13 protein-coding genes and 1 tRNA gene are annotated in these 11845 nt (G+C 36.6%); 9 read left to right on the top strand and 5 right to left on the bottom strand.

Annotated features, from left to right (window positions below; all coding sequences use genetic code 11):
• Positions 1–70: 70 nt before the first annotated feature.
• The 5 genes from folP (at position 71) to DHD80_RS02030 (ending at position 4605) form a co-directional block, all read left to right on the top strand.
• A complete protein-coding gene (gene folP, locus DHD80_RS02010) occupies positions 71–895 on the top strand; it encodes a dihydropteroate synthase (protein WP_251739203.1) in 825 nt (274 codons plus the stop codon).
• A gap of 38 nt (positions 896–933) precedes the next feature.
• Entirely contained in the window at positions 934–1707 is a 774-nt protein-coding gene (gene cdaA / locus DHD80_RS02015) for a diadenylate cyclase CdaA (protein ID WP_251739204.1), read from the top strand.
• Between the two features lie 5 nt (positions 1708–1712).
• Entirely contained in the window at positions 1713–2429 is a 717-nt protein-coding gene (locus tag DHD80_RS02020) for a glycosyltransferase family 2 protein (RefSeq protein WP_251739205.1), read from the top strand.
• Positions 2429–3148, top strand: coding sequence for a class I SAM-dependent methyltransferase (locus DHD80_RS02025; RefSeq protein WP_251739206.1), 720 nt, complete (start codon positions 2429–2431; stop codon positions 3146–3148). Before DHD80_RS02020 ends, DHD80_RS02025 begins: the two co-directional genes overlap by 1 nt.
• Before the next feature lie 683 nt (positions 3149–3831).
• Positions 3832–4605 carry a hypothetical protein gene (locus DHD80_RS02030; RefSeq protein WP_251739207.1) on the top strand — a complete coding sequence of 258 codons (774 nt, stop codon included), beginning with the start codon at positions 3832–3834 and terminating at the stop codon, positions 4603–4605.
• A 1-nt stretch (position 4606) separates the two neighbouring features.
• Here the strand turns inward: DHD80_RS02030 and DHD80_RS02035 are convergent, their stop codons facing one another.
• Positions 4607–6373: an ABC transporter ATP-binding protein gene (locus tag DHD80_RS02035; protein ID WP_251739208.1), complete on the bottom strand. Its 1767-nt coding sequence runs from the start codon at positions 6371–6373 to the stop codon at positions 4607–4609.
• Positions 6363–7118, bottom strand: a complete 756-nt coding sequence (truA, locus tag DHD80_RS02040; protein ID WP_251739209.1) for a tRNA pseudouridine(38-40) synthase TruA — start codon at positions 7116–7118, stop codon at positions 6363–6365. The genes DHD80_RS02035 and truA overlap by 11 nt, the downstream gene beginning before the upstream one ends.
• Positions 7119–7222: 104 nt before the next feature.
• On the opposite strand from truA, the gene DHD80_RS02045 reads away from it, so the two are divergent.
• Positions 7223–7714: a metallophosphoesterase family protein gene (locus DHD80_RS02045; RefSeq protein ID WP_251739210.1), complete on the top strand. Its 492-nt coding sequence runs from the start codon at positions 7223–7225 to the stop codon at positions 7712–7714.
• Between the two features lie 59 nt (positions 7715–7773).
• Here the strand turns inward: DHD80_RS02045 and DHD80_RS02050 are convergent, their stop codons facing one another.
• Positions 7774–8184 carry a DUF4293 domain-containing protein gene (locus tag DHD80_RS02050; protein ID WP_251739211.1) on the bottom strand — a complete coding sequence of 137 codons (411 nt, stop codon included), beginning with the start codon at positions 8182–8184 and terminating at the stop codon, positions 7774–7776.
• 192 nt (positions 8185–8376) lie between these two features.
• Here DHD80_RS02050 and rho point away from each other — a divergent pair, with 192 nt between their 5' ends.
• On the top strand, positions 8377–10089 hold the full coding sequence (gene rho / locus DHD80_RS02055; protein ID WP_251739213.1) for a transcription termination factor Rho: 1713 nt from the start codon (positions 8377–8379) through the stop codon (positions 10087–10089).
• Positions 10090–10384: 295 nt separating this feature from the next.
• On the opposite strand, the gene DHD80_RS02060 is transcribed toward rho, so the two are convergent.
• Together DHD80_RS02060 and DHD80_RS02065 are read right to left on the bottom strand one after the other, a co-directional pair.
• Positions 10385–10457, bottom strand: a tRNA-Gly gene (locus DHD80_RS02060).
• 47 nt (positions 10458–10504) lie between these two features.
• Positions 10505–10957: a GNAT family N-acetyltransferase gene (locus DHD80_RS02065; RefSeq protein ID WP_251739215.1), complete on the bottom strand. Its 453-nt coding sequence runs from the start codon at positions 10955–10957 to the stop codon at positions 10505–10507.
• Between the two features lie 47 nt (positions 10958–11004).
• On the opposite strand from DHD80_RS02065, the gene DHD80_RS02070 reads away from it, so the two are divergent.
• Both DHD80_RS02070 and DHD80_RS02075 read left to right on the top strand, forming a co-directional pair.
• Positions 11005–11568, top strand: a complete 564-nt coding sequence (locus tag DHD80_RS02070) for an ATP-dependent Clp protease proteolytic subunit (RefSeq protein ID WP_347709948.1) — start codon at positions 11005–11007, stop codon at positions 11566–11568.
• Entirely contained in the window at positions 11558–11842 is a 285-nt protein-coding gene (locus DHD80_RS02075) for a GNAT family N-acetyltransferase (RefSeq protein ID WP_251739218.1), read from the top strand. The genes DHD80_RS02070 and DHD80_RS02075 overlap by 11 nt, the downstream gene beginning before the upstream one ends.
• Positions 11843–11845: the final 3 nt, after the last annotated feature.

Consider the following 11845-nt stretch of genomic DNA (forward strand, 5'->3'; position numbering starts at 1 on the left):
CCGTAAATTTCGGGGAAATATTTTAGATAGTCAAAGTTATTTCGAACCAGTCTCTGCCTAATTTTTCTACATGTTTCTAAATTGTAAAGGAAATTTAATCGATCTCTCCACCCCAAAGGTGATGGGAATTTTAAATATCACCCCAGATTCATTTTATGCTGAAAGCAGGAAGGTTTCAGAAAAATCGATATTAGATACTGCTGAAAAAATGCTGACTGAGGGTGCCGATTTTCTTGATATTGGCGGATATAGCAGCAGGCCCGGCGCAAAAGATATTTCCGAAGAAGAAGAATTACAACGGGTCTTGCCGGCAATAAGAAGCATTCTTTCAGAATTCCCGGAAGCATTGATTTCAATTGATACTTTCAGATCAAAAATTGCAGAAGCGTCGGTAAATTATGGAGCTTCCATTATAAATGATATTTCCGCAGGAAAATTGGATGAAAGGATGCTAAATACCGTGGCTAAACTTCAGGTGCCTTATGTGATGATGCATATGAAAGGAAGCCCGCAAAACATGAAAGAGCTTAACCAATATGAAGATTTGCTGAAGGAGATCATTTTTTATTTTTCTGAAAGGATCAACACGGCCAGAAAACTGGGAATCAGTGATATTATCCTGGATCCCGGCTTTGGTTTCGCAAAAAACATGCAACAAAATTTTGAACTGCTTTCAAAATTCGAACTTTTAAACAACCTGAACCTTCCGGTTTTAGCTGGAGTATCCCGAAAAAGCATGATTTGGAAGACCCTTAAAGTTGAACCTTCTGAAGCATTGAATGGATCCACAAGTTTAAATACGGTTGCCTTATTAAAAGGGGCAAAAATTTTGAGGGTACATGATGTTAAAGAAGCAAAGGAATGCATCAAATTAACAGGTGAACTAACGAACTAAACTTAGATTTTCTATTTTTACATAAAACCGATAAAAATTTGGACATTTTAGATCTTCGGATTCTCGATATTCTGGACATTGTTTTCGTAGCCCTCCTACTCTATTACCTCTACAAACTTGTTCGTGGTACGGTTGCCGTAAATATATTTATTGGGATCGTGGTGATCTATCTGGTTTGGCTGCTTACCCAATTACTGCAAATGGAATTGCTGAGCAGTGTGCTGGGAGAATTCGTTGGGGTTGGGGTGTTTGCTTTGATTGTTGTTTTTCAGCAGGAGATCAGGAAATTTCTACTGATGATTGGTTCCAATAATTTTACTCAGAAGGGTCGTTTTTTAAGAAGTTTCAGATTTACAAAAGACGATTTTGAACCCAAGATTAAACTCGACCATATAGTAAAGGCCTGTGAGACTATGGGCAGTACTTATACCGGCGCCTTAATGGTGATCCAGAAAAGCAACAAACTGGATTTTGTAAAAAACACTGGCGATAAGATGAAAATTGAATTGAACCAGCCTATAATTGAATCTATTTTCTTTAAAAATAGTCCGTTGCATGATGGGGCCATGATTATTGAAGATAATAAGATCACCGCGACCCGGGTAATTTTACCGGTTTCTAATGATCGTTCCATTCCACTAAGATTTGGGTTACGCCATCGTGCAGCAGTTGGAATTACTGAAAAAACCGATGCGCTCGCTCTCGTGGTAAGTGAAGAAACCGGCCAGACTTCTTATATTAAAGATGGGCAGTTTGTAATGTTTGAAACCATGGAAGAATTGCAGGATAAATTAAAAGAAGATCTTAGTTAAAACCTATGCCCCAAACTCTTTCCATTGTAATGCCTGCTTTTAACGAGGAAAAGACGCTTCGTGAGATTGTGGAAAAAATTAATGAAGTAATATTGATTGATGATCTTCAAAAACAATTGATCATCATCGATGATTTTTCTACCGATGGTAGCCGAGAATTAATCAGCCAGTTAAAACTGGAATTCCCGGCGCTGGCAATTAGAGATTTATACCAACCTGAAAATAAAGGAAAAGGTGCAGCACTACATAGAGGTATTTCTGAAGCAACCGGAGATTTTTTGATCATCCAGGATGCCGATCTGGAATATGACCCCGAAGAATATAATTTGCTTTTAAAACCTATGCTTAAAGGTGTTGCTGATGTGGTTTATGGTTCACGATTCATGGGTGGCTACGCGCATCGCATACTTTTTTACTGGCATACGATCGGGAACAGGTTTCTTACTATGCTTAGCAATGCTTTTACCAACCTGAACCTTTCAGATATGGAGACCTGCTATAAACTTTTTAGGACCAGCATCATTAAAAGTATCACCCTGGAAGAAAAACGCTTTGGTTTTGAACCGGAAGTAACGGCTAAAATTTGCCGAATCCCGGGGATTAGGATTTACGAGGTGGGAATTTCGTATTACGGAAGAACTTATGCTGAAGGAAAAAAAATTAGCTGGAAAGATGGCATGAAAGCAATTTTATGCGTTTTTAAATACAATCTTTTTCGATAATGGCAGAAGATCCAATCGGTAAGCAAACTTTAGATGTAATTAGTCAGGCTGATGCTTTTAATAAATGGATGTATGATACCATTAAACCATTTGTAAAAGGCAGGGTATTGGAAATAGGCAGCGGTATTGGTAATATATCAGAACTATTTATTGAAGACGGTGCAGAAATAATGCTTTCAGATTTACGAACTGAATATTGTGAAATTCTGAAAGCGAAATATAATACCAAATCAAATTTTTTAGGTGTAGAAGAAATCGACCTTAACCACAAGGACTTTGAAAGTTTATATGCTGATCATATAAATTCTTATGATACTGTTTTCGCGTTAAATGTTATTGAACATATTGAAAATGATGACCTGGCTCTTAAAAATTGCAAAAAAATGCTCAGGCCGGGAGGACACCTAATCATCCTGGTTCCAGCTTTTCAGAAATTATATAATCAATTCGATAAAAATCTTGGCCATTTTAGGAGATATACCTTAGATACTCTAAAAAACATATTTATACAGAACAAATTGTCAATAATTCGGAGACAGTATTTCAATTTCGCCGGCATTTTCGGCTGGTATCTGAGTGGGAAAATTTTAAAAAAAGAGAGTATCCCCGCAGGGCAGATGAAATTATATAATAAGATGGTGCCGTTATTTAAATTAGCGGATATTATGACTTTGAAGCAAGTGGGGTTATCGGTTATTGTAGTGGGTAGAAAAGAATAAAATTGAAAAACTTTTCAAAATATTCAAATCAAATATGTTGGTTTTTAATCATCATAGGAATCCTTTTAAGATTTTACTATCAATTTATTGAGTGGTCTTTCAATGGTGATGAAATAAATTTAGGACTTGAAATTATCGAAAATGATATTAATGATATCCTATTCCCTTTTAAAAATTTACAGAGTGCACCTCCATTATTCCTATTCATAGAAAAAATATTATTGTACCTAGCTAAACCCTATATTTCTTTAAAAATTTTAAGCTTTTTATTTTCTATTGGAACGCTTCTTTTATGGCATAAGGTACTAATCAGGTTGTTTTCAAAAAACATCCTTATTATTCTGTTGGCGTTTGTATGTTTTAGCCCCTTTATAATTGGCACTTCACTAACCCTAAAGCAATATTCCGCAGATCTTTTTTTAAGCCTGGTAGCAGTAAATTATTTTATTGAAAAAAGACCATTCGGAGTTACAGTATTATTTTTTAGCATTTTTTGTCTTTTAAGCAACGTTGGTATTTTTATTTGTACTGCCTTCGGTTTATTTATTACGATACAGGCTTTTATAGAGAAGCAAAAATTAAATCCTAAAATATTTATTCGTAGAATCTCACCATATATTCTAGCTCCAGTTCCATACATACTATATTTTTTATGGTTTATGAGTCAGCCAGGGGCCGAAAGAATGAAATCCTACATGACACATTACTGGAAGGGTTCATTTATGCCCCATGATGCGGGAATTATAAAATGGATTGCCATACAGGGAAATTCCATTTCTTTATTTTTCTTTTCTTCTTATGGCCTACTTCAATATACCCTGCTGGTCATTTTTATTATAGGAATTTTTAAACTTTTTCTAAATTTTAGGATTCAATACACTTCCTTCCTTTATAAGATTACTTCTATCTATATACTGGCTATTTTAGTTCAAATTAGCCTAAGCGCATTTCAGTTATATCCATTTTCAGACAGACTTTTTTTATGGATAGCTCCTGGAATTTATTTAATTTTAGGAATTGGATTAATGGAGATAAACGATTGGTTATGTAAAATTAGACCGAAAGCTAAAAACCTTATCTATATCGTACCTTTTTCAGCGATAGTTCTATTTTTTACATATATCTCGAATAAATCAAATGATATTATAACATTGAATAACTATTTAAATTCAAAAACGGAGCATATTTTGTTAACTCGAAAAGCGAAGTCTTCAATTAAAAATTGGTTATTAATGACAAAATATGAAAAAGAGGATTTTCAAAAGCTGAAAAATTCCGAAATTCTGAAGGAATTTTCGTGGAAACCTGGGAGTGTAATAGTAGGCCGTCAATCTGAAAAATTTGGTCATTCAGATAAAAAATCACCGCCAGAACCGGTTATTATGGAATTAATTCAAAGTAATAATGCAAAACTGATTCAACGGGTAAATGGATATGCTATCTATAAATTAAAATAACCTACAACGCCTCTTCAACCTTAAACTGCACCTCATATAATTTCTTATAATAGCCGTCCTGTTTTTTGAGCAATTCTTTATGGGTTCCGGTTTCTACAATTTCGCCGGCATCCATCACCATAATCTTATCGGCTTTTTTAATAGTGGCAAGCCGGTGGGCGATGACGATTGAAGTTCTTCCCGTGGTAATCTTATCTGTTGCATCCTGAATTAATTGTTCGCTATAAGAATCAACAGAAGAGGTGGCTTCGTCCAAAACCAAAATACTAGGATCACTTACATAAGCTCTCAAGAAAGAAATTAACTGTCGTTGGCCCGATGACAACATCGCCCCTCTTTCCTTTACATTATAATAATAACCATTCGGAAGCGTGTTTATAAATTCATGAATCCCGATTTGTTTGGCTGCCGAAATCACTTTTTCATCAGAAATATCAGGATTTTCTAAATTGATATTGTTCATAATCGTATCGGCAAAAAGAAAAACATCCTGTAAAACAACGGCAATTTCAGAGCGGAGGGATTTTAGCCCTATATCTTTAATATTAATATTGTCTACTAAAATTTCCCCGCCATCAATTTCATAGAACCTGTTCAGTAAATTAATTATGGTAGATTTTCCCGCTCCCGTAGCACCAACAATTGCGATTGTTTCCCCTGGATTTACTTTAAAAGAAATCCCTTTTAAGACTTCTTCATCTTCCACATAACTAAACCTTACATTTTTGAATTCAATGTCCCCATTTAGTTTACCAATTTTTGTGGTTCCCTTGTCTTCAATATGCGCTTCCGTATCCAAAATATCAAATACACGGTTCGCCGCAACCATACCCATTTGCAACGTGTTGAATTTATCAGCGATCTGGCGTAATGGGCGGAATAACATTTGAGAAAGTTCAATAAAAGCCACAATAATACCCAAACTCATTTCATCTCCGGCAACGATACGCAAACCTCCAAACCAAACGATAAGACCAATAGTTATGGAGGAAGACATTTCAGCAATAGGAAAGAAAATAGAGTTATACCAAACAGTTTTTACCCAGGCTTTTCTATGCTTATCATTAATCTCTTTAAAATTATCGTATTCTGTTTTTTCCCGGGTAAAAAGCTGAACGATCTTCATTCCGGTGATTCGCTCCTGTACAAAGGTGTTTAAATTCGCCACCTGTGTCCTTACTTCTTCAAAAGCCAGTTTCATTTTCTTCTGAAATACCCGCGTGGCATATAAAATAAAGGGTAAAACAGTAAGTACCAACAGGGTCAGGGACCAGCTTTTATAGAACATCACGCCAAGAACTACCAGCATTTTGAGCAGATCACTAATGATCATAAATAAACCTTCACTAAAGATACTGGCGATAGTCTCAATATCGCTTACGGCGCGGGTCACTAACCGGCCTACGGCAGATTTATCGTAATATTTCATACGGAAACCCAGCATGTGTTTGAAAAGCTTCACCCGAATATCCCGTACCACTTCCTGTCCCAAAAGGTTGGCGTAGTAAATAAACCCAAACTGAAAGATCACTTCGAGGATAAGCACCCCGAACATAAGGGAGACATAATAAACCAGACTGTCAAAATCTGAAGGAATTAAGGCTTCATCAATCGTTTCCTGAAGGATGATTGGCCTTAATACCGCGAAAAGGGAAACCAATATCGCCGCAACCGCCACAAAATAAAAAATACGTTTATATGGGTTGGTATACCTAAGCAAGCGCTTAAATAGATCCATATCAAATGCATTTCCAGTTTTACTCGCCATTCATTTTAAAAATAGAATCGGGATAAGTGATCCCGGTTAAATATAATCCATGCGCAGGAACAGATGCCCCGGCAATACTTCTGTCTTTACTTTCGATAACTTCTTTCATATGGGCTACCGGATATTTATTTTGTCCTATCTCTACCAAAGTTCCCACAATCGCCCGCACCATATTCCGAAGAAATCTATCTGCTGAAATTGTGAAAATTAAATGATCTTCTTCTGAAATCCATTTTGCTTCGGTAATATCACAATCAAAAGTCTTTACATCCGTCCTGGTCTTGGAGAAACTTTTGAAATCCTTATAATTCAACAATACATCTGAAGCTTCATTCATTTTTTCAATATCTAACTCCTGATTCACAAACCAGGAATTGCCAAATTCAAACGCGCTTTTCTTCTGAATTATTTGGTATGCATAACTTCTGGAAACAGCATCGAACCTTGCATGGGCATCTTCAGTCACCTCAAAAATATTTGCAATGGCAATATCTTTAGGAAGCATGGAATTTAACTTGTAGACCAAAATTTCTTCGTCTAGTTTTTCAGTAAAATCAAAATGGGCAAACATTTGCTTTGCATGAACCCCGGCATCTGTCCTTCCAGCACCTGTGATTTCAATTTTATTTCGAAGGACTTTGCTCAAACTTTCTTCGATCATTTGCTGTACACTTATCGCATTTGGCTGGTTTTGCCACCCATGATAAGCTTTTCCAAAATATGAAAGTTCAATAAAATATCTCAATCGTCGCTATATTTTTATATTTGCGAAAGGCAAAGATAAAGCAATTATATCAAGGTAATGTCCAATTTGAGGTAGGTTTTGGAATGCCCGAAAATCAGTAAAAAATGAAAAAAATTTTATTGCTAAGTGATACGCATTCGCATATGGACGACCGGATTTTGCACTATGCATCCCAGGCAGATGAAATATGGCATGCAGGCGATATTGGTAATTTATGGGTCACAGATCAACTATCCCACTTAAAACCCCTTAAAGCGGTGTATGGAAATATAGATGATGCAAAGATTAGGAGGGAATTTCCTTTAAACAATAGATTCTTTTGTGAAGAAGTAGATGTATGGATCACCCATATTGGCGGTTATCCGGGAAAATACGCTCCGGCGATTAGGGAAGAAATCAGGCAAAATCCGCCTAAATTATTTATTTGTGGCCATTCCCATATCTTAAAAGTGATGAATGATAAAAATTTACAGCTTTTGCATATGAATCCCGGAGCGGCTGGAAAACAAGGTTTTCAGAAAAAAAGGACCATGTTGCGATTTTCTATTACAGGCAAAGAGATCAAAGATCTTGAAGTAATTGAGTTGAGTTCATAAAAAAACCCGAAGCTAAGACTTCGGGTTTTCCACGCACTAATACTACTAAGATTATAGGCTTATCGTAATCGATCTACAGATTTTACGAGATCTTCGTCCTTTTTAATGGCCTTATTGGCCAAAACAAGAAAAACGATAGAAATAATAGGAAGAAACATCCCAATACCTTTCTCAGAAATATCCATTTCTCCAGGTAAAGTTAGAGACCAATAAACAAACACTCCTAGTAAAAAAAAGTTTAAAATTATGTTGAGCCTGCCCAGTACAAACTGGAGCTTTCTATTTTTAAAAATCAAAATACTAACCAAAGACATTGCTGCAGAGGCAATAAACATACCAAACGCCATAAGCACATCTAAGGCGAAAACATCTTCCCCGGCAGAATTTTCCCAAATTGGAAAAACAAATATTAAACCTGCGCTCACAAAAATGGCAAGAAGCAGATAAATAGTTTGTATTCTTTGCAGCATAAATAGTTCTTTGCGGGCACAAAAATAAAAGATTCTTTTTAGAAAACCTGTGTAAAAGTCTAAAATAAAGTTGTATTATTGCAAGAACAATTTGTAACCATTTCAACGAAGGTTACTTAAGTCTCAAAACTTTTTGTTCTTCTTCGAAAAGTTTTAATCAATCCAAAAGAAAAAATTTATTTTAACGCATTCATGTTTGAAATTTCAGAATTAAAAGCTAAAAAGCTTCCTGAACTAAAGGAAATTGCGGAAAATCTCAGCGTTCCTAAGTTCAAAACCTTAAAAAAATTAGACCTGGTATATCAAATTCTAGACTATCAGGCAGCCAATCCAGGTAAGGTAAAAGAGGTATTAACCGAAGATTCAAAAGATTCGGTTAAACAAGAGAGAAAACCTGCAAAGACTGACAAAGTTGGTTCAGTTAAAAGGCCTCCAAAAGCTCCCAGGAAACCAAAAGTTCCTACCGAAGTAAAATCTTCAGATTCCAGTGGCGACGAGAAAAAAGATTCCCGCCCACCAAAAAACACCAATCCTACCTCCAGTCCAAAGAAAGAACCACGAAGTCGTAATGACAATCGTCCTGATAACAGGAATGATGCCCGTACCGACAAGCGTAAGGATAATAGGAACGAAAATCGTAACGATAACAGAAATGATAATCGCAACGACAACAGGAATGATAATCGTAACGAAAACCGCAGCGATAACCGGAACGACAGTCGCAATGATAATCGCGGTAATAATGGAAATCGCGATAACAGAAATCGTTACCGGGAACCAGATTATGAATTCGATGCGATTATAGAAAGTGAAGGAGTTCTGGACATTATGCAGGATAATTATGGTTTCCTTAGATCTTCAGATTACAACTACCTTAGTTCGCCAGATGATATTTATGTTTCACAGTCTCAAATTAGGTTATTTGGACTTAAAACCGGAGATACGGTTCAGGGACAAATTCGCCCACCCAAAGAAGGTGAAAAGTATTTCCCTTTAATAAAGGTAAATAAGATCAATGGCCTTGATCCGCAAGTGGTGAGGGATCGGGTATCTTTTGAACATTTAACCCCATTATTCCCCAAAGAGAAATTCAACATTGCAGAGAAGCAAAGTACTATCTCTACAAGGGTAATGGATCTTTTTTCACCTATCGGAAAAGGACAACGTGGAATGATCGTTTCACAACCGAAAACCGGTAAAACCATGTTGCTTAAGGATATCGCCAATGCAATTGCGGCGAACCATCCGGAAGTTTATCAAATTATCCTTTTAATAGACGAACGTCCTGAAGAGGTAACAGATATGCAACGTAACGTGAAAGGGGAAGTAGTGGCTTCAACTTTTGATAAAGAAGCACATGAACACGTTCGCGTGGCCAATATCGTCCTTGAAAAAGCGAAACGTTTGGTAGAATGTGGTCACGACGTTGTGATCCTTTTAGACTCGATCACAAGATTGGCCAGAGCATACAATACAGTACAACCAGCAAGTGGTAAGGTATTAAGTGGTGGTGTAGATGCAAATGCCCTACATAAACCAAAACGTTTCTTTGGAGCGGCCCGTAATATTGAAAATGGAGGATCCCTTTCTATCATTGCAACAGCACTTACCGAGACAGGATCTAAAATGGATGAAGTGATCTTTGAAGAATTTAAAGGTACCGGTAACATGGAACTTCAGTTAGATAGAAGAATTTCTAACCGTAGAATTTTCCCTGCCATCGATCTTATCTCTTCCAGTACACGACGAGATGATCTCCTTTTAGATGAAGCCACTATCCAAAGGCTTTGGGTGCTTAGAAAATATCTTGCAGATATGAATCCCGTGGAAGCAATGGAATTCATTAATGGTAGAATAAAACAATCCCGAAACAATGAAGAATTTTTAGTCTCCATGAACGGTTAAAGTTCTTTTTAATCCCTACTTGAAAGCCGGAAATTCGTGAATTTCCGGCTTTTTAATTTTAAATAAAAATTTCTTAAAACAGACTATTCCCCAGACAAGTCATAAGGGTATTTCGCTAATTTCATTATGATCTTTCAACCAAAAACCGAAATTTTATATTTTCCCTCACCCGTAACTCCTAAAAAGCAGTTACGACCTCTCCCAAGGAGAGGTGAAGAAGAAACCCCGATGCAGCCGTAGGGGAAATATTTAGATAAGTTTAGAAAAAAAGCCTCACCATACGATGAAGCTTTAGAGCGGGAGACCGGGTTCGAACCGGCGACATTCAGCTTGGAAGGCTGACGCTCTACCAACTGAGCTACTCCCGCAATAACAGCACAAATATAATTGGAAACTTTTTCAAGTTCCAAACAAATCAAAACTTTTTTAGGAAATGAAAACCCCTCGCCACCATCCCAGAATTCATAAAAAACTTATGGGAAGGGAAATTTTCTACATATGAATTTAATTCCATCGCATTGCAGCCTTTTTCTTTAGTATAATCTTCAATAAAATCCAGCATTTTCTTTCCGAAGCCTTTATTTCGATAGGCATCATCAAAAATAATATGGTCTATTTCACAACTTTTCCCCACGTAATGCCTGGTCATAAACCACAATCCAAAAACCCCGATAAGTTTCTCATTCAGAAAAACTCCAAAACACTCATAATTTTGGGTCATAGATTCCTCTACCCTTTCTTTTAATATTTTCTCGTCTAGGGGAGATTTGGCAAGTTTTTTCAGAAATGGAAAGATAATGTGGACATCCTCCTTTAAAATCTTGTTAAATGCCGGTTCGTTCATTCTTTTTTCTGCTAAAATAGTCATATTTTTAGCTCCTACTGCAATAGAATAAACAAGCACAAATGGATTTGATAAAAAATAAAACTGGTAAGATTCAGGATTTAATTGATAATAAGCTACTAGGGAAAAGAAAGATTTATTTATGGGGAGCTGTAAATGATAAAACAGCAAAGCATGTAATAGATCGGTTGGAGTATTTAGGATTGGAAGGCGATGAAGAAATCGAACTTTTCATTAATAGCCCCGGCGGTTATGTTACCGATGGCTTTGCCATTTATGACACTATAAAAAGTCTGGATGCACCGGTTTCTACAATTTGTACCGGCCTGGCTGCTTCAATGGGATCTATATTACTTTCCGCAGGTGTAAAAGGTAAAAGGTTCATACAGCCACACGCAAAAGTGATGATTCACCAACCTAGTGGTGGAACTCGGGGACAGGCTTCAAACATTGAGATTGCAGCTAATGAAATCTTGAAAACAAAGACCCTGAGTGCTGAAATTTTAGCCGAGAACTGCGGTCAATCTGTAGAAAAAGTTTTAAAAGATTTTAATCGTGATTACTGGATGGATGCCAACGAATCCTTAGAATATGGTATAGTTGACGGAATTTATAAAAGGGAGAATGGAAATTAAACACAAAGAAACCGATAGCAGAGGGATATTCTATATCGAAAACGAAGAGCAGGGATTGATTGGCGAACTTACCTATCAAAAAGCGAAGAACAATATCATTACAATAGACCATACCGAAGTAAAAAGGGAAATGGAAAATAGGGGTATTGGCTCGAAACTGGTTAAAAAAAGCGTTGAATACGCTCGTGAAAACAACCTTAAGATCGATCCGCTTTGTCCCTTTGCTGAAGTTCAATTTGATATGAACAAATCATATCAGGACGTGAGGGCTTAGCTA

This window comes from Gramella sp. AN32, assembly GCF_023718305.1.
GTDB classification, from domain to species: Bacteria; Bacteroidota; Bacteroidia; order Flavobacteriales; family Flavobacteriaceae; genus Christiangramia; species Christiangramia antarctica.

Excerpts from the sequence above, each read along its gene's own strand:
- folP (WP_251739203.1), top strand. The coding sequence starts at position 71 with ATGTTTCTAAATTGTAAAGGAAATTTAATCGATCTCTCCACCCCAAAG.
- DHD80_RS02020 (WP_251739205.1), top strand. The coding sequence starts at position 1,713 with ATGCCCCAAACTCTTTCCATTGTAATGCCTGCTTTTAACGAGGAAAAG.
- DHD80_RS02025 (WP_251739206.1), top strand. The coding sequence starts at position 2,429 with ATGGCAGAAGATCCAATCGGTAAGCAAACTTTAGATGTAATTAGTCAG.
- DHD80_RS02030 (WP_251739207.1), top strand. The coding sequence starts at position 3,832 with ATGAAATCCTACATGACACATTACTGGAAGGGTTCATTTATGCCCCAT.
- DHD80_RS02035 (WP_251739208.1), bottom strand. The coding sequence starts at position 6,373 with ATGGCGAGTAAAACTGGAAATGCATTTGATATGGATCTATTTAAGCGC.
- DHD80_RS02045 (WP_251739210.1), top strand. The coding sequence starts at position 7,223 with ATGAAAAAAATTTTATTGCTAAGTGATACGCATTCGCATATGGACGAC.
- DHD80_RS02050 (WP_251739211.1), bottom strand. The coding sequence starts at position 8,184 with ATGCTGCAAAGAATACAAACTATTTATCTGCTTCTTGCCATTTTTGTG.
- rho (WP_251739213.1), top strand. The coding sequence starts at position 8,377 with ATGTTTGAAATTTCAGAATTAAAAGCTAAAAAGCTTCCTGAACTAAAG.
- DHD80_RS02065 (WP_251739215.1), bottom strand. The coding sequence starts at position 10,957 with ATGACTATTTTAGCAGAAAAAAGAATGAACGAACCGGCATTTAACAAG.
- DHD80_RS02075 (WP_251739218.1), top strand. The coding sequence starts at position 11,558 with ATGGAAATTAAACACAAAGAAACCGATAGCAGAGGGATATTCTATATC.